Annotated in this window: 13 protein-coding genes; 2 read left to right on the top strand and 11 right to left on the bottom strand. The window is 68.9% G+C overall.

All coding sequences use genetic code 11. The features are described from left to right. Positions 1–3: 3 nt before the first annotated feature. From B7P44_RS08410 to B7P44_RS08385, 6 genes are all read right to left on the bottom strand, one after another. A complete protein-coding gene (locus tag B7P44_RS08410) occupies positions 4–2,490 on the bottom strand; it encodes a fimbria/pilus outer membrane usher protein (RefSeq protein WP_084902771.1) in 2,487 nt (828 codons plus the stop codon). A gap of 90 nt (positions 2,491–2,580) precedes the next feature. Continuing rightward, entirely contained in the window at positions 2,581–3,093 is a 513-nt protein-coding gene (locus tag B7P44_RS08405; protein ID WP_084902770.1) for a fimbrial protein, read from the bottom strand. A 673-nt stretch (positions 3,094–3,766) separates the two neighbouring features. Continuing rightward, positions 3,767–4,669 carry an alpha/beta hydrolase family protein gene (locus B7P44_RS08400; RefSeq protein ID WP_084902767.1) on the bottom strand — a complete coding sequence of 301 codons (903 nt, stop codon included), beginning with the start codon at positions 4,667–4,669 and terminating at the stop codon, positions 3,767–3,769. A 104-nt stretch (positions 4,670–4,773) separates the two neighbouring features. Next, entirely contained in the window at positions 4,774–6,210 is a 1,437-nt protein-coding gene (locus tag B7P44_RS08395; protein WP_084902764.1) for an efflux transporter outer membrane subunit, read from the bottom strand. Next, positions 6,210–9,347: a multidrug efflux RND transporter permease subunit gene (locus tag B7P44_RS08390; protein ID WP_084902762.1), complete on the bottom strand. Its 3,138-nt coding sequence runs from the start codon at positions 9,345–9,347 to the stop codon at positions 6,210–6,212. Before B7P44_RS08390 ends, B7P44_RS08395 begins: the two co-directional genes overlap by 1 nt. 15 nt (positions 9,348–9,362) lie before the next feature. Next, positions 9,363–10,583: a MexX/AxyX family multidrug efflux RND transporter periplasmic adaptor subunit gene (locus B7P44_RS08385; RefSeq protein WP_084902760.1), complete on the bottom strand. Its 1,221-nt coding sequence runs from the start codon at positions 10,581–10,583 to the stop codon at positions 9,363–9,365. A gap of 149 nt (positions 10,584–10,732) precedes the next feature. Between B7P44_RS08385 and B7P44_RS08380 the strand changes: the two genes are divergently transcribed. Continuing rightward, complete coding sequence (locus B7P44_RS08380; protein WP_084902757.1) at positions 10,733–11,380, top strand: TetR family transcriptional regulator; 648 nt, start codon at positions 10,733–10,735, stop codon at positions 11,378–11,380. 325 nt (positions 11,381–11,705) lie between these two features. Next, on the top strand, positions 11,706–12,950 hold the full coding sequence (locus B7P44_RS08375) for a M23 family metallopeptidase (protein ID WP_084902755.1): 1,245 nt from the start codon (positions 11,706–11,708) through the stop codon (positions 12,948–12,950). Positions 12,951–12,975: 25 nt separating this feature from the next. Here B7P44_RS08375 and B7P44_RS08370 read toward each other — a convergent pair whose 3' ends face one another. The 5 genes from B7P44_RS08370 to B7P44_RS08350 form a co-directional block, all read right to left on the bottom strand. Then, positions 12,976–13,713 (bottom strand): amino acid ABC transporter permease, encoded by a 738-nt coding sequence (locus B7P44_RS08370; RefSeq protein WP_084902752.1) that lies wholly within the window; start codon positions 13,711–13,713, stop codon positions 12,976–12,978. Between the two features lie 16 nt (positions 13,714–13,729). After that, positions 13,730–14,452, bottom strand: coding sequence for an amino acid ABC transporter permease (locus B7P44_RS08365; RefSeq protein WP_084902749.1), 723 nt, complete (start codon positions 14,450–14,452; stop codon positions 13,730–13,732). A 124-nt stretch (positions 14,453–14,576) separates the two neighbouring features. Beyond that, entirely contained in the window at positions 14,577–15,392 is an 816-nt protein-coding gene (locus B7P44_RS08360; RefSeq protein ID WP_084906526.1) for an ABC transporter substrate-binding protein, read from the bottom strand. Positions 15,393–15,566: 174 nt separating this feature from the next. Beyond that, positions 15,567–16,259, bottom strand: coding sequence for an alpha/beta hydrolase (locus B7P44_RS08355; protein ID WP_084902747.1), 693 nt, complete (start codon positions 16,257–16,259; stop codon positions 15,567–15,569). A gap of 318 nt (positions 16,260–16,577) precedes the next feature. Then, complete coding sequence (locus B7P44_RS08350) at positions 16,578–18,056, bottom strand: agmatine deiminase family protein (protein ID WP_084902744.1); 1,479 nt, start codon at positions 18,054–18,056, stop codon at positions 16,578–16,580. Between the last annotated feature and the right edge of the window lie 108 nt (positions 18,057–18,164).

The raw sequence follows: 18,164 nt of genomic DNA, 5'->3' as shown, positions 1-18,164 counted from the left end.
GAGTCATCGTTCGGTCCGGCCGGTCGCCGCATGCGACGCGCCGGGCGGCTGGCACGTCACCGGAATCGGCGTGCCTTCGAGTTGGAGCTGGTCCGGCAGCACGTCGAGCGTGCACAGCGTGCGTTCGCCCGCGCGCACGACCAGCGACGATTTCGGCTGGACCTGGGTCAGGTATGCGGCGCCGTCCTCGCCGACGATGCCGAGCTCCTTGCCGTTCGCCGGGTCCTGCACCGACGCGCCGAACGGCAGCGCCCGGCCGCTCGTGTCCGACATCGTCAGGTAAAGGTTGCGGCCGTGCGCGGCGGAGAACTTGACGAAGCCGATCGCGCCGTCGGTCAGCACCAGCCGCTGGATCGGGTTCGACACCTGCGTTTCGAGCGGCAGCTTCTCGACGTTGACCGTCGCGTCGTACACGTTGTACGGCGAGATGCTGTCGAGCACCGCGTAGCCGCGCGCATTGGTGCGCGACAGCGAGCCGGACAGCGGCACGTCCGGCACGCCGTCGGTCGACACCAGCAGGCGCGCGTCGCCCGCGTTGCCGTTCGCGTGCGCGGCGACGCCGTATTGCGTCGCGACCAGCGAGCCGTCGACTTCGAGCGACGCGGCCGCGTACGAATTCGCGACCGTCGACGCCTGCGCGGTGAGCTGGTACGACGACGTACGCTGGCGGAAGCTCGCGTTCGCCGACGCGCGGCCCGCGGTCGAGCCGGCGGAAACCTGGTAGGTGCGGCCGGCCGGATCGTCGTAGATGTAGCCGGCGCTCGCGCTCGTGCTGCCGCCGCCCGTCGTCACGCTCGACGTGACGGTCTGGCGGTCGCCGATCGGCAGCGTCGCGGTCACCGAGAACTGGTTGCCGCTGCTGCCCGCGCCCAGCGTGCGGAACGCGGACAGGCTGACGTTCACGCGGCGCAGCGCGCCGAGCGAGAACGCGCGCGTCAGCGTGAGGCCGACGCGCTGGTCGGATTGCCGCGCCCAGTAGGTCGTCTGGTCGTACGAGAAATAGGTCGAGGTCTCGCCGAAGCGCTTCGACATCGTCGCCGAATAGCGCTGCTTGCTGTTCGCGAGGCCGTACGCGGTCGGGTCGCCCGAGAACTGCGAGAAGTTCGTGTAGTCGCGCTCGGAGAAGCGGTAGCCGAAGAAGCGCACGTCCGCGTCGAGCGAATCGAAGTGCTTCGAATAGTTGATCCGGTACGAACTGCCGTTGCGTGTCGCGCCGTTCCACCACAGCCGCGCGCTCGCATGCGTCACGTCGGCGGACACCGCGCCGAACGCGCCGAGGTCGCGGCCGACGCCGAGTGCGACCGACGTATAGCCGGACGCGGCGATGAAGCCGCCGTACACGGTCACGTCGAACGGCAGGCCGTACGCAGCCTCGGCGAAGCCGAAGAACGGCGTGATGCCGGCGCCGCCGAACAGGCGCGGCTTGCCGACCGCGGCCTTGTAGCGCAGCTGCCCCTGGCGCGCGAGGAACGGCACCGATGCGGTCGTCACCTGGAAGCGCTGCACCGAGCCGTCCTCTTCCTCGACCGCGACGTCGAGCGTGCCCTGCACGCTCGTGTTGATGTTCTGCAGCGCGAACGCGCCCGGCGACACGCGCGTCACGTACAGCACGCGGCCCTGCTGGGACACCGTCACGGTCGCGTTGGTGCGCGCGACGCCCGAGATCAGCGGCGCATAGCCGCGCATCGACGGCGGCAGCATGCGGTCGTCGCTGCGGATCGTCGCGCCGGTCAGCGCGAACGTGTCGAAGATGTCCGAGGTCAGGTAGTCGTCGCCGAACGACACCGTCGATTCGATCGACGGCAGCGCGCGAAACGCATAGAGCCGGCTGAAGCGGAACGTGCGGTCCGCATAGACGGTATTGCCCGCGTTCGATTGCGCCTGGTAGTCGCCGCGAAAGCGCCACGCGCCCCAGTTCGCGCCGACCGTCCCGTACGCCTGCACCGAGTTCGTCTGGCTGCCGGCCGAGCCGAAGTTGCGGTTGGTGTTCGCGATCACGCGGTAGTCGAGCAGCGCGCCCGGAATGCCTTCGTTCCAGCGCTCGGGCGGCAGGTAGTACGCGTCGGTGTATTCGAGCGCCGCCTGCGGAATCGAGATCTTGAGGCGCCCGTCGCCCTTCAGGTAGCGCACGGTCACGCCTTCGATCGAGGCGAGATCGACGCAGCGGCCGCCCTGGAAGCGCGGCAGGTCCTTCGCGAGCGACGGCTTCAGGCCGAACTGCGCGACGAGCTCCGGCGGCAGGCAGGGCCGCCCCGCGCCCGACGCGTCCCCGGCGACGAACTCGATCGTCTGCAGGCCGAAGAACACGTCGTTGACCTGCACCTCGAGCAGGTACTCGCCCGGCAGCGTGAAGTCGGCCTGCGAGAACTGCGACAGGTCGACGTTGCTCGCGCCGTCGATGCTCAGGAACGACGAATTGAATTCCGTCGCATGGCTCTGGCTGCCGACGGCCAGCACGGAGACGCAAAGGATGGAATGTCTGATTCGCACGAGAGGCTACCGGTGTTCCTGAACAGGGTGGGAAACGAAAGGAAAAGGCGCGAGGAAGGGTGCGTGCACCCTTCCCCGAGGGGCGGAGGCTTACTGGTAGCGAACCGTGAAGTTCGCGACGCCGTCGGCGGTGCCCGGCGTCACGCCGGCTGCCGTCGCTTCGTACATGGCCGCGAAGCGCGCGACGTTCGTGCCGTTCTGCAGCACGACCGGCGCCTTCTGCTCGGCGCCGTTGTCGAGGTATTCGCCCGACGAGGCTTGCAGGCGGATGCCGACGTTGGTCGCCGAGCCGACGGTCGCGATCAGCTTCGGCTGCTTCACGTTCGACGAGCCCGTGAACGTGAAGAACGCGTTCTTCGCGATGCTGGTGTCGCAGTCGGTCAGCTTGATGTCGAAGTTGGTCGGCGTGGACTTGTCGCCGGCCTGCTTGAACACGTTCGTCGGCACGAAGCCGAGGCGCACGGTCTGGTCGACCGAGCCCGAGTCGATGCCGCATGCGCCGGCGACTATCTCGCCCGTGAAGTTGATCGTGCCGGTGCCGGCGGCGAAGGCCGACGAGGACAGTGCTGCGAAGGCGACGGCGGACAGGAGGGTTTTCTTCATGATCGATTCCGTATGATGAATTGCAAAGGAAAGGGACGACGTGGCGGACACAACCGGTAGCGCTTGGCTCGCCCCGTCCGTCACGAGGCGGCATTATCGAGATAAGCGCGAAAGTATTCTGTAAATCATTGTTAAATGCCAGCTGACAATGTCCGACTCGTCGCCATTCAATCGATTCTTTCCCGACAGTTCACAATCAATTTATTTTGTTTTGCGATCCTGATTTCAGCGTCGAAAATGACTGAAAATAAAAGACATTTCTTGCCCCCTTCCAGTCAAACTCGCCTCAGCCTTGTCCACGCTGGCTCCAGACGGAACCCCATCACAAGGACACAACCCTGTCCCAATCCGCCACACGTTGTCGATTCACAACGACGGCGCGCCGCCATTTTCAATAGACGGGAAATTAATTTTCAATCGACGCTTAATCAGAATATCGCGCAATCGTTTGCGAACCCGATTTTAACGTTTCACTTGCGGCATTTTGCCGCCGCCGAATTGACGATTCATAACATAATTGAAAGGTCAACCCGCCAAATGAAGTAGGTGTGATGACGCATGCATGCCGGCTTCTCGCCGGCATGCATGCGCGACCTGAAAAAGGCGCGCAAACGATTGCGCGAAGTGCGGCCGCCAAACGGCCAAACGCGGTCGAAAAATGTCGGGAAAGGAATCAGCGGTCGTCCTGCACCGCACGGCTCGCCGCCGGCGATGCAAACATGCGGGCAGCATCGTGGCCGACACCGGGCACCTCGACGAGGCGCCAGTTGAACGTCCAGCCACGTTGCCCGGCCACGGTGCGGGCGGCGCGAAAGGCATTGAGGCCGCGCGCGTAACGGTTGGCGCCCTGCCCGTCCGCTTCGCTGCCGTGGACGAGGTGCTTGCCCCCGGTGTCGTCCGTGCCGAGCAGCACCGTCACCGGTTGCGCGAGATACGCGCGCAGCGCGGCGTCAGCAGCGTCCCCCGCAGGCGCCGGGTCGAGGCCGCCGAAGCCGAACGGCGCGGCGTCGGTCACGCTCGGCATCACCCAGGTCGACGGATTCGCGATCACGATGCGCGCGACGCCGGGCGCGCCGTACGCAGCGACGCGATCGAGGAACTGCGCGCCCGCCGAATGGCCGAGCAGCACGACGCGGGGGGCAGCGATCCCCGACGCGCGCCGCGCCCAGTCGACGAGCGGCGCAACGAGCGCGCGCGGCTGGCGCGGGTCGCTCGACAATCCGTGCGCGGCGCTCGCGCCGCCATATTGATAGACGTTCCGTGGAAAGCGCGCCGCGTCGAACTGCGGCGCGACGACGATCGCGCAGGTGCGCTCGGCGAGCGGCATCGCGTGGTCACGATAGGCGGCGCCGTTGCGCTGCACGCCGTGGAATACGACGAGCAGCATCGCCGGCGCGCAATGCGCGGGGCGATAGGTGAAGATCGGCAATGCGACGCCCGCGACGTTCGCCGTCGCGGCCGCCGCTCCAGGCGGAATCGCCGCGACGTCGGCCACCTGCGCGTGCGCCGCCTGCCCCGCCACGAGCGCGATGCCGGCGGCGAGCGCCGCCCCGAGTCGTGCTGGATCGATCGTCATGCGTGCCCCGCTCCGTCGTGCCGACAAGCGTATCCAACGCGCCGCCGCCGCGCCGCGACGACAGCGGTCACATTACCGGATATGACGCGCGCGGGGCGACGCCGTCACGCGTCGGCTTCGGCCAGCGACCAGCCGCCGCCGAGCGCGCGATACAGCGTGATCGCGTTGCCGAGCCTGAGCTGCTTCAGCCGGATCAGCTCCTGCCCGGATTCGAACGTGCTGCGCTGCGCGTCGAGCAGTTCGAGATAGGTCGCGACGCCACTGCCGTAGCGGCGCTCGGCGAGCTTCAGCCGCGCGCCGTCCGCTTCGTAGACCGCCTGCTGCGCGGCGAGCTGCGCGTCGATCCAGTCGCGCGCGGCGAACGCGTCCGCCACTTCGCGGAACGCGACCTGCACGCTCTTCTCGTATTCGGCGACCGCGATGTGCTTGCGCGCGGTCGCGACGTCGAGGTTCGCGCGATTGCGCCCGCCTGCGAAGATCGGCAGCGTGACGCGCGGCGCGAACGTCCACACGCCGGTGCCGCTCGCGAACAGGCCCGAGAACGCGTCGCCGACCGAGCCGATGTCGGTCGTCAGCGTGATGCGCGGGAAGAACGCCGCGCGCGCCGCGCCGATCTGCGCGTTCGCGGCCTTCAGGCGCGCCTCGGCCTGCCGGATGTCCGGCCGCCGTTCGAGCAGCGCGCTCGGCGCGCCCGGCGCGACGGGCGCGATCGCGAGCGTGTCGAGCGTCAGACCGTCGCCGGGCGCCGCGCGAGCGAAATCGCCTGCCAGGAGTTGCAGCGCGCGCACCGCCTGCGCATGCTCGCGCTGCAGCGCGGCCTGCGACGCGCGCGCGGCCGCCACCAGCATCTCGGCCGATCGCAGTTCGATCGCATCGCTCGTGCCCGCCGCATAGCGGCGCTGCGTGAGCGACGCGATGCGCTCGCGCGCATCGAGCGTGCGCTGCGCCAGCGCGAGCTGCTCGTAGAGCGAGCGCTCCGCGACATACGCGTTCGCGACTTCCGCAATCACGCCGATCCGCACCGTGCGCTGCGCTTCGGCGGTCGCGAAGTACTCGGCGAGCGCCGCGTCCGACAGGCTCTTCACGCGGCCGAACAGGTCGAGCTCGTACGCGCTGATGCCGACGCCCGCGCGATACAGCCCGCTCACCGCGCTCTGGCGCACGACGGGGTCGTACACGCGCGTGCGCTCGTAGCCGAGGTTCGCGTCGACCGACGGCAGCCGGTCCGCGCGCTGCACGCCGTACAGCGCGCGCGCTTCCTCGACGCGGCCCGCCGCGACCCGCAGGTCGCGGTTGTTCGCGAGCGCCGCATCGATCCACGCCTGCAGCGCCGGATCGGTGAAATACGCGCGCCAGTCGTCGAGCAGCGCGGGGTTGGACGGCTGCGCGGCCGACGGCACATCGTCTACCGGCACATAGGTCGACGGCACCGGCGCCGCCGGGCGCTCGTAGCGCGGCGCGAGCGAGCAGCCCGCAAGCGTGAGCGCTACGGCCAGCGCGACCTGAGCGCGCAGGCTTGCGCGCGCCTTCAGGCGAAACATCATGATGACGTACCCTCCATCGTCGCCGGCAGCGCACCGCGCCGGCGCGGGCCGACGTTGAACAGCCGGCCGACGATCACGAAAAACAGCGGGACGAGAAACACCGCAAGCACGGTCGCCGAGATCACGCCGCCGAGCACGCCGGTGCCGATCGCCATCTGCGCGCCGGACGCCGCGCCCGACGCGAACGCGAGCGGCAGCACGCCGACGCCGAACGCGAGCGACGTCATCACGATCGGCCGCAGCCGCAGCCGCGCGGCCTCGAGCGCCGCGTCGACGAGCGACATCCCCTGCGCGACGAGATCCTTCGCGACCTCGACGATCAGGATCGCGTTCTTCGCGGACAACCCGATCGTCGCGATCAGCCCCACCTTGAAATAGATGTCGTTCGGCATCATCCGCAGCGTCACGCCGAGCACCGCGCCGATCACGCCGAGCGGCACGACCAGCATCACCGCGAACGGAATCGACCAGCTCTCGTACAGCGCCGCGAGCGCGAGGAACACGACGAGCACCGACAGCGCGAACAGCATCGGCGCCTGCGCGCCCGACAGCCGCTCCTCGAACGACTGCCCCGACCACGCATAGCCGATGCCGGCCGGCAATTCACCCGCGATCCGCTCCATCGCGGCCATCGCCTCGCCGCTGCTGTGGCCGTGCGCGGCCGAGCCGTTGATCGTGAACGACGGGAAGCCGTTGTAGCGCGTGAGCTGCGGCGGGCCGAGCGTCCAGTGCAGCGTCGCGAACGCTGCCAGCGGCACCATCTCGCCGCGCGCATTGCGCACGCGCAGCTTCTTCACGTCGTCCGGATCGAGCCGGTGCCGGCCGTCCGCCTGCACCATCACGCGCCGCACCTGCGTGCCGTGCATGAAGTCGCCGATGTAGTCGGAGCCGAACATCACCGCGAGCGTCGTGTTGATCTCTTCCATCGACACGCCGAGCGCGGATGCCTTCGCGCGATCGATGTCGAGCTTCAGCTGCGGCGCGTCCTGCGTGCCCGCGAACATCAGGTCGGTGAGCGCCGGATGCTTGCCGCCTTCGGCGAGCAGCCGCTCGCGCGCGGCGGCGAACCCCGCGTAGTCGAGCCCGCCGCGGTTCTGCAGCCGGAAGTCGAAGCCACTCGACGAGCCGAGGTCCGGCAGCGCCGGCGCGTTCATCGCGAACACCGTCGTGTTCGGCGTCGCCGCGAAGCGTGCGTTGATGCGCGCGACGATCGCCTGCACCTGGTCGTGCGCGCGCTTGCGGTCCTTCCAGTTCTTCAGCGTCACGAAGATCATCCCGCCGTTCGGCCCCTCGCCGTACAGGTTGAAGCCGCCGAGCGCGAACGTGTACGCGGCCGGCTCCTGCGTGCGCACGTAGGTCTCGACCTCGCGCACGCTCTGCATCGTTTCCGCGAGCGGCGTGCCCTGCGGCCGGATCACCATCACCATGAAGTTGCCCTGGTCCTCGTCCGGCAGGAACGCGGTCGGCAGGCGCGTCAGCATCAGCGCGGCGACCGCGGTCAGCGCGCCGTACACGACCAGCCAGCGCACCGGTTTCTTCAGTACGCCGCCGACGCGCAGCGCATAGCGCTCGGTCGCGCGCGCGACGAAACGGTTGAACCAGCCGAAGAAGCCGCCCTTCTCGTGATGGCCGTCGCCGACCGGCTTGAGCAGCGTCGCGCACAGCGCGGGCGTCAGCGACAGCGCGAGGAACGCCGAGAAGCCGATCGACACCGCGAGCGACAGCGCGAACTGGCGGTAGATGTTGCCCACCGCGCCGCCGAAGAACGCCATCGGCACGAACACCGACGTCAGCACCACGGTGATGCCGACGATCGCGCCGCTGATCTGCGTCATCGCCTTGACGGTCGCCTCGTACGGCGCGAGCCCTTCCTCGACCATCAGCCGCTCGACGTTCTCGACGACGACGATCGCATCGTCGACGAGGATGCCGATCGCGAGCACCATCCCGAACATCGTCAGCACGTTGATCGAGAAGCCCGCCGCGAACATCACGCCGAACGTGCCCGCGAGCGCGACCGGCACGACGAGCGTCGGGATCAGCGTCGCGCGCAGGTTCTGCATGAACAGGAACATCACGAGGAACACCAGCACGCCCGCCTCGATCAGCGTCGTGACGACCTTGTTCATCGACACGCGCACGAACGACGACGTCTCGTACGGAATCTGGTACGACACGCCCGGCGGGAAGAACTTCGACAGCTCGTCCATCGTCGCGCGCACGCGCTGCTCGGTGGACACCGCGTTCGAGCCCGGCGCGAGCTTGATGCCCATGCCGGTCGCGACCTTGCCGTTCACGTACGACGGGTAGTTGTAGTCATTGCCGCCGAACTCGATGCGCGCGACGTCGCGCAGGAACAGCGCCGAGCCGTCGGGCCGCGCGCGCAGCGCGATCGCGCCGAAATCGGCGGGCGTCTTCAGCGGCGCGTCGGCGAACACGGTCGCCGCGATCGGCGCGCTGTCCGGCACCGCGCCGCGGCCGATGTCGCCGACCGTCACGCGCGCGTTGTGCGCGCGCACGGCCGACGCGATGTCCGACGCGGTGAGCCCGTCGCCGGCCATCTTGACCGGGTCCGGCCAGATCCGCATCGCGTATTCCGAGCCCCAGAACTGCACCCTGCCGACGCCCTCGACGCGCCGCAGCGCCTGCACGACGTTCGCCGACGCGTATTCGCCGAGCTGCACCGAGTTCATCCGGCCGTCGTCGGACGTCAGCGACACGACGAGCTGGATGTTGTCGGCGGCCTTCTCGACCTGGATGCCGTCGCGCCGCACGGGCTCGGGCAGCCGCGCCTCGACCGTCTTCAGGCGGTTCTGCACCTCGACCGCGGCGAGATCGGCGTTCACGCCCTGCTTGAACGTCAGGTACAGCGACGCCATGCCGACGCTGCTCGTCGCGGACGTATACATCAGCCCGGGCGCGCCGTTCATCTCGCGCTCGATCAGCGCGGTGACGGATTCCTCGACGACCTGCGCGGACGCGCCCGGATAGGTCGCGTAAATGCTGACGACGGGCGGCGCGATATCCGGGTACTGCGCGACGGGCAGCGCGCGGATCGCGAACACGCCGCCCAGCATGATGAAGATTGCGATCACCCACGCGAACACGGGGCGATCGATGAAGAAACGAGCCATGTTGTTTCGAACCGGTCAGGTTTGGCGGGCGGTGGCGCCGGGAGCGGAGGCGGCCGCGGGTTGCCCCGCCTTGGCCGGCCCTGCCCGCTCGACGGGCTGCACCGCGGTATCGGGCGAGAATTGCGCGGCGTTGTCGACGATCACGCGCTCGCCGCCCTTCAGGCCGCGCGTGATGCGCCAGTCGCGGCCGCTCATCTGGTCGGCCGCGACCTCGACGTCCTTGACCTTGCCGTCGGCGCCGACGACCCGCACCGACGCGCGGTCGGCCGTGCGCAGCAGCGCGTCGCGCGGCACGAGGATCGCCTGGCGGTCGACCGCGTTGTCGAGCGCGATCTTCACGTAGGCGCCGGGCAGCAGTTCGCGGTCCGGATTCGGGAACAGCGCGCGCATCGCGACGGTGTCGGTGGTCGGATCGACCGCGAGATCGCGAAACAGCAGCTTGCCCTTCAGCGGATACGCGGTGCCGTCCGGGCGCAGCAGCGTCACGGCGATGTCCTGCTGCGCGATCCCCGTCGCGCGGCCGCTCGTCACCGCGCGGCGCAGCGCGTCGACGTCCGCGGCCGGCTGCGAGAAGTTCACGTAGATCGGATCGAGCTGCTCGACGGTCGTGAGCGGCGTCGCCTCGTTCTGGCCGACCAGCGCGCCTTCGGTGACGAGCGCGCGCCGCGCGCGGCCCGCGATCGGCGCGGTGACGGTCGCGTAGTCGAGCTGGAGCTGCGCGCGCGCGAGCTCGGCCTTCGCCGACGCGACCTCGGCCTTCGCCTGCGCGTCGGCGGCCACCGCCTCGGTGTGGTCGCGCTCGCTGACCGCGCGGTCGCGCACGAGATCGTCGTAGCGGCGGCGCTTGTCGGTCGCCGCGAGCGACGCGGCCTGCGCCTTCGCGAGCGTGCCCTGCGCCGCATCGCGCGCGGCCTTCAGCGGCGCGGGATCGATGCGGAACAGCACCGCGCCCTGCTTCACTTCCTGTCCTTCCTCGTAGGTGCGCGCGGTGACGATGCCCGCGACCCGCGCGCGCACTTCCGCCTGCCGATAGGCCTCGAGCCGGCCCGGCAGCTCGACGGAGAGCGGCATCGCGGTCGGCCGCACGGTCACCACCGTCGCGCGTTGCGCGGTCTCCGGCGCGGCGTCGCGCTCGCCCTTTCCGCATCCGGCGACGGCCAGCGCGGCCGCCAGCGCGAACGGCGCGAACGACACCAGCTGGCGGCGGCGCGTCAGGGAGCGATTGTTGTTCTTCATATGGACCTCGAATCGTGCGCCGCCAGTAAAATGCGGCGGCTCAGGGTGGCCGATTATAATCAGTCACGACTGATTAAATACACACTGCTTTAAATTTACCGCCACATTGTCTCAATAAAGCGACAGCAAAACGTAAGGAACTTCGCAACATGGCCCGCAAGACCCGGGAAGAATCTCTTGCCATCAAGCACCGGATCCTCGATGCCGCCGAGCTCGTGCTGCTCGAGAAAGGCGTCGCGCAAACCGCGATGGCGGACCTCGCGGAGGCCGCCGGCATGTCGCGGGGCGCCGTCTACGGCCACTACAAGAACAAGATGGAAGTGTGCATCGCGATGTGCGACCGCGCGTTCGCGCGCACGTCCGAAGGCTTCGAGGCCGGCGACGGGCAGCCCGCGCTCGACACGCTGCGGCGCGCGGCGTCGCACTACCTGGAGCAATGCGGCGAGCCGGGCTCGATGCAGCGCGTGCTCGTGATCCTGTATACGAAGTGCGAACAGAGCGACGAGAACGGCGCGCTGCTGCGGCGCCGCCTGCTGCTCGAGCTGCAGATGCTGCGGATCACGAAGGCGCTGCTGCGCCGCGCGGCCGCGGGCGGCGAAGTCGCCGCCGAGCTCGACGTGCATCTCGCGGCCGTCTACCTCGTGTCGCTGCTCGAAGGCGTGTTCGCGTCGATGATCTGGACCAACCGCCTGCGCGGCAATCTGTGGAAGGACGCCGAGGCGATCCTCGACGCCGGCTTCGACGCGTTGCGCACGTCCGCCGCGCTTCGGCGCTGCGCGCAAAAATTGCCGGAATGAGGTCCGGATGCGCAAAAAACACCGGAGTTATCCCAATTTTCCGCTCTGCGAAACAACATTCCCGACCCTGTTTTAAATTTTCTTCAATTTGCGGAACATCGGTAGACTGACGCTGTCATCTTTATTTAGCGTCTTCGTGATATCCGGGTCCTGACCCGGCAATCGCGCCGCCGTTCGAAGCGGGCTGCTCCCGCGCTGTTGGGTCGAACGGAAACGACACAGGCCCCTGACGGGGCCTGTTTTGTTGCACGCCCGCCATCCCCCCTCTGCCGGCGGTCCCAGCCCACACCCTTCCCTCGAACCGTTTTCCTGGATGTGGACACCCTTGGTCAAGTCTGCCGCAATCCCTGATTCTTCCGTGCCGCGACCCGCGCGCGCGTGGCAGCTCGTGCGCGCGATGCTGCCGGCCGCCGTGCTCGGCGCCCTCGCCACGCTCGGCCTCGCCGTCACGCTGCCGGCCGTCTCGCAATTGCCGGGCGACGTCGACACCGGCGCGGCCGCGACGCCGCTGCGCGTACTGTCGGACACCCCGTTTCCCACCGCGCAGCATTTCGTCACGAACGAGCTCGTCCAGACGATCGGCGAGCGCAACGCGCAGCCGGGCCTGTTCGCGCCGCTCAGCGCGCACCGCAACGACATGCTCGGCTATGCGAACCTGTTCACGCTCGCGCCGCCCGAGCCCGAGCACGGCCTGCGCGCCGGCGACATCGAGCTGACGCTGTCCGATACGCTGAACCGTCTCGACCTGCCGCCGGAAGTGCGGATCCAGCTCGGCGACCTCGTCAGCGGCAAGGTGCCGATGCGCGAAGGCGCGCATCGCGGCGACTACTACCGCCTCGCGTTCGACACGAACCAGGGCGCGCCCCGCCTCACCGCGCTCGAGCTGCGCGTCGCGGGCCGCACGTTCGGCGCGCTGTGGTTCAAGCCCCCGGGCGCCGCCAAGGGCGCGTACTACACGCTCGACGGCGCGCCGCTCGAGGCCGCCGCGTTCACGATGCCCGTCAAGTGGACCCGCATCAGCTCGTTCTTCGGCGAGCGCATCCATCCGCTGTCGCAGGCGATGTCGTTCCACACCGGCGTCGATCTCGCCGCACCGAGCGGCACGCGCGTCGAGGCGGCGGCCGACGGCACCGTGTCGTTCGTCGGCACCGATCCGGGCGGCTACGGCCGCTACGTGATCGTCGATCACGCCGACGGCTATTCGACCTATTACGCGCACCTGTCCGCGTTCGCGCACGGGCTGAAGGTCGGCGAGCGGGTCAGGCAGGGCGAGCGCATCGGGTCGGTCGGCATGACCGGCGCGGCGACGGGCCCGCACCTGCACTTCGAGGTGCGGGTCGCCGACCAGCCGGTCGACCCGCTCGTCACGCTTGCCGAAGCGCAGACGGGCCTGTCCGACATGCAGCGCACCGCGTTCCGCCAGGAGGCCGCCGAATGGCGCTTCCGCCTCGCGTCGATCAACACCGCGCCGTTCGCGTTCGCGCAGACCGATGGCCCGCTGTGGAGCGACTTCGCCAGCGACAAATCGACGCTGCGCGCGGTCTTCAACACGCACTACACCGCATCCTGACGCGCACGACGCCTGCTGGTCGGCCTCAACGCGTCGCGCCGCGCGCCGGCTGCGCGCGCTCAACAGTCGTGCCCGCGCTGCGCTCCGCGCGCGGACGACGCGACAGCAGCCAGCGCGCAGCGCCGTCGAGCGACGTGCACAGCACGAGATAGATCGCGGCGACGAACAGGAAGATCGGCGCCGGATACACCATCAGCCGGTTGTTCACCTGCGTCGCGACGAACGACAGCTCCGGCACGCCGACGATATACGCGAGCGACGTGTCCTTCACGAGCGACACCCACTGGTTCACGAACGACGGCGTCATGATCCGGATCGCCTGCGGCAGCAGCACGTAGCGCACCGTCTGCCCGCGCGTGAGGCCGAGCGACAACCCCGCCTGCCACTGCCCCGCGCCGGCCGCGACGATTCCCGCATGCACCGCGTGCGCGAGATACGCGCCGCCGATCAGCGCGAGCGCGCACACGACCGTCGCGAGCCCCGGCACGTCGGTGTGCAGCAGCATCGGCATCAGGAAATACGTCCAGAAGATCAGCATCAGCACCGGAATCGCGCGGAAAAAGCCGATGAACGCGAGCAGCAGCACGCGCGCCCAGCCGCGCGCGAGCGCCATCGCGACGCCGAGCGCGACGCCCAGCACTGCCGACGCGCACGCGGACGCGATCGCGAGCAGCAGCGACAGCGCGGCGCCGCCGAGCGGCCCGTCCGGGAATGCGCCGACCAGCAGGTACGGAAGATTGTTGGCGAACAGCGAGAATTCCATCGTCAATGCCCCGCGCCTAGCCGGCCGCGCCTAGCCGGTCGCGCCATTGCGCGGCCGCATACGCGACCGCCTCGATCGCGGCCGCGGCGGCGACGTACAGCACGGTCGCGACGCCGAACGCGGCGAAGGTCTTGAAGGTTTCGGTCTCGACCTGCCGCGACGCATACGACAGCTCGGCGACGCCGATCGCCATCGCCAGCGACGAGTTCTTCACGAGATTCATGGTCTGCCCGAACAGCGGCGGCAACGCGATGCGCACCGCCTGCGGCAGGATCACGTAGCGCAGCGCCTGCAGCGGCGTGAGCCCGAGCGCCGCGGCCGCGTCGCGCTGCGCGAGCGGCACGCCGCGCAGGCCGGCCTCGCATTCCTCCGCGACGAACGCGGCCGTATACGCGCTCAGCCCGACCCAGCCGGCGACGAACTCGAACGACGGCCACGCGAGCGTGAGCGGGCCCGCATGCCAGGCATGGCCCGCGTTCAGCCACGCGACCCAGGTGTCGGGCAGCAGCGACGCGACGCCGAAGTACCAGAACAGCAATTGCACGAGCAGCGGCGTGTTGCGGAACGTGACGACATAAGCCGCCACCGCGGCGCGCAGCGCCCGGTGACGTGTGTTGCGCAGGATCGACAGCGCAAGACCGCCGACGATCGCGGCGACGGCCGACGCGGCCGACAGGCCGAGCGTCAGCAGGAAGCCCTGCCAGAGCCAGGACAGGTATTTGGGAGCCAACCCGAGCATGCGTGTGGCGCGAACGCGTAGCGCCCGCGATCGGAAGTCAACGAAATGCGCCGCCATGCACGCGCCGGTCGTCCCGGCGGCGCATCGCGGCGCGCGTGTCGCGTCGTGGCGTGTCGCCGCGCGCTCAGGTCTTGTCGCCGATGTGGAAGATGCGCGTGAGCGGCGTCTTCGTCGCCGGCCCGAACCACGCGTCGTAGATCTGCGTCGCGCGTCCGCTCGCCTCGAGCCCCTTCAGCGTGTCGTTGACGAAGCCGAGCAGGCGCGTCTCGCCCTTCGGCACGCCGACGCCCATGTAGTCGTTCGAGATCGTGAACGCCGGGATCTCGTAGTTCTGCTTGTCCGGCACGTTCGCGAGCAGGCCGATCAGCTTCGGCCCGTCCTGCGTGATCGCCTGCACGTTGCCGGCGCGCAGCGCGGCGAACGCGAACGGCGTGTCGTCGTACGCGACGATCGTCGCCTTCGGATACTTGTCGCGCAGCGTGATCTCGTTGGTCGTGCCCTTGTCCGCGCCGACCCGCAGCCCGTTCAGCTGCTCGGCGGACTTCAGCACGCCCTTCTTCGCGAGGAACTGCTGGCCCGACGAGAAATACGGAATGCTGAAATCGACCTGCTTCGCGCGCTCGTCGGTGATCGTGAAGTTCGCGAGCACGAGGTCGACCTTGCCCGACGTCAGGAACGGAATGCGGTTCGCCGGGTTCGTCGGCTGCAGTTGCAGCTTCACGCCGAGCTTGTCGGCGAGCGCCTTCGCGTAGTCGACGTCGAGGCCGACGATGTGGTTGGTCTTCGCGTCGACGTAACCGAACGGCGGGTTGCTGTCGAAGGTTGCAACGCGCAGCACGCCGGCCTTCCTGATGTCGTCGAGACGGTCTGCGTGTGCGGCGGTGCCGGCGGCGACGAGCGCGGCACCGACGAGCCAGCTGGCGAGCGTGTGGAATTTCATGAGCACGACCTGATTGTTATGTGAGCCGCCGCGGATCGCGCGGCGGCCCGGTTCGAGGAAATTCACGGCGGGTGGTGCCGTGAAGCCGCTAACGTATCAGCGTGCTCGCTGCAGCCGAACCAAGAAATGGTGCTTTGCTCTGCGGATTTCGTGATGAAGGCGCCCGCCTGATCATCACGCGGCCAGCGTGCTTGCCGCCTCGTCGATCAACGCGGCCACCTCGACCGGCTTCGACGCGAGCGATGCATGGCTCGCCGCGAGCGTGACTACCTTGCGCGCGTGCATGCGCGCCGCCATCCGCTGCTGGTTCTCCGGCGCGATCATCCGGTCGTCGCTCGAGACCTGATACCACGACGGTTTCGACTTCCACGCGGGCGCGCTGACGGGCTGCGCGAAGGTGCTCGCGAGCGGCGCCTTCTGCGTGACGGCCATCACGAGCGCTTCGTCGGCCGTCAGGTCCTGGCAGAAACTCTCGTGGAACTTGTCGGGCTTGATCCACAGATAGCCGTCGCTGTCCGGCGCGAGATTCGGCGCGGCCGCCGGCAGGTGTTCCTGCGTGATCCCGCCGGGGCTTTCGCCCGCGTCCGGCGCGAACGCGGCGATGAACACGAGCCCCGCGACGTTCGGCAGGTCGCCGGCCTCGCTGATCACCGCGCCGCCGTACGAATGGCCGACCAGCAGCACCGGGCCCGGCTGCTGCGCGACCATCTTGCGGGTGCGTTGCGCATCGTCGGCGAGCGACGTCAGCGGCAGCTCGACCGCGTGCATCGACGCATGCCCGAGGCGCGCGAGTTCGACGATCACCTTCGCCCAGTGCGCGGCGCCGCCCCAGAAGCCGTGCACGAGCACGATCGTGGGTTTGCTCATCGTGGTTCTCCTTGACGTGACGTGCCATCGAATCGACATGCGCACGACGCGCCGACACGTCGAAGCGCGCCGCGCCGGTCAGGTCCGACGAAATTGCTTCGCACGGAACATGCAGGAACCAGCATAGGTCAGCGCGCCGCGCGCCACACAAAAAAACGCCCGCTGAAACCAGCGGGCGCGAATCCCAGTCAAGGAGGTGTCACACGAACTACGGGTTCAGATTAAGGAAAACGCGCGCCACGGGCAACGAAGCGATTTCGATATCGATATGACGCCACGACCGGCCCGCGGGCGGGCCGCGTCGAGCGCGCGACGGCGTCACGCCGGAACTTCCCGGGTCGCGCAGTGAATGCCGCCGCCGCCCGACGCGATGCCGAGAATATCCACCTGGACGATCGCCCGGCTCCCCGCATACGGCCGGATCGCGGCAACCGCGGCCGCATCGGACGCGTCGTGGTTGAACTTCGGCACGATGATCGCGCCGTTGCAGGTGTAGAAATTGACGTACCCGGCCGCGAAATTCGTCATCTGCCGCTCGGTCAGGCTCGTGCCGGCAGACGTGCCGAATTTGGCTGGCGGCACGAGCTCGACGAGCTGCAGCGGCCGGCCGTTCGCGTCGGTCTGCCCGACGAAGCGCTGCCGATGAACCTCCGTCAACGCCTGCTCGCCGGTCGTGTTCGCCGCGTCGTAGCAGTAGGCGACCACGCCCGGCGCGAGAAACCGCGCATAGAAATCGACGTGGCCGTTCGTGATGTCGGTCTCGGCGGCCGGTGTCGCGACGCCGCGCGGATAGGTCGCGGTGCCCGGCAGCCAGATGATCTTGCGCACGCCGAGCGTGCGCTGCAGTTCGGCGAGCACGGTGTCCCGGGCCGTCGGCAGCAGCGTCGCTTCGGCGATCGAGCCGTTCGGGATGTCGAAGAGCTGCGGATTCCGGTTCACGTGCAGCACGGCGGATTCCGTGAGGATTGCCGTCGCGTCGCCGTCGAATTCGATCGCGCCGCCTTCGAGCGTCAACGTGCTCCGGGTCAGGGTCGCGCCATGCGCCTGCGCCATCCGGTCCGCCACCCCGCTGTCGCGGACGAACGGCTGGAAGAACTTTCCCGCCTTCGACCGGTTGCTCGCGGCCGCGACCGCCGGCGGGATCCCCCCCTGGCCGACGCCCACGCCATCGGTGTTCGCGTTGCCCCAGCCGTTGAAATTGAAGCCGACGGCGCCCAGCGCATTGCCGTTCGCCGTGTCCCTGACGAACACGCAGCCCGTGTCGCGCACCCAGAAATCGTCGAAGCCGTCGGCCACCGAAACCAGGTTGATCCCGCCCGTGCCCACGGGGCGCGCCGCATAGCGCGCGTGCAGGTCGGGGTTCGCGGCGCTCGCGGTCGCGAGCAGCGCGCTCGCCGCGTCGAGATCGCCCGGCAGCACCAGCATGTTGACCGGTTCGAACGCGCCGATCGCCTTCGCGACATCCATCAGGTCCGCGCGAACCCGGTCGATGCCGGCATTCGTGCTCTGCGGCGTGACCGGTGTCCAGATGCCTTCCGCGCCGGACGCGAAGGCCATGTAGGTCAATGCATGCGGCGCATCCTCGGCCGGCAGCCGGTACGCGGCCTGCCGCGCCGACGGCTGCGTGCGCGGCGACGCCGCCGGGTCGGACGCCCCCTCTCCGCCGCACGCGGCCAGGCTGCCCAGCAGCGGCATGCCCAGCCAGGCGGCCGAAAGCCGGATGAATCCTCGGCGGCCCGTATCCGGCATGCGCCGGGCGCGCTCGCGCGCACTCGTCTTGCTGTCTTTCATCGTCATTCATTCACTCCATGTCGCGGCCGGTGCGCGTGCGCGCGCGCCGGTATTCGTCCATCGGGACGGATTCCGCGCTATTCATCAGTTGTCCGGATTGATATGCGGCCCGCA

Source organism: Burkholderia ubonensis subsp. mesacidophila (assembly GCF_002097715.1).
GTDB lineage: Bacteria > Pseudomonadota > Gammaproteobacteria > Burkholderiales > Burkholderiaceae > Burkholderia > Burkholderia mesacidophila.
Note: the sequence above shows the minus strand (reverse complement) of the source record. Positions and strands in the feature narration are given on the sequence as shown.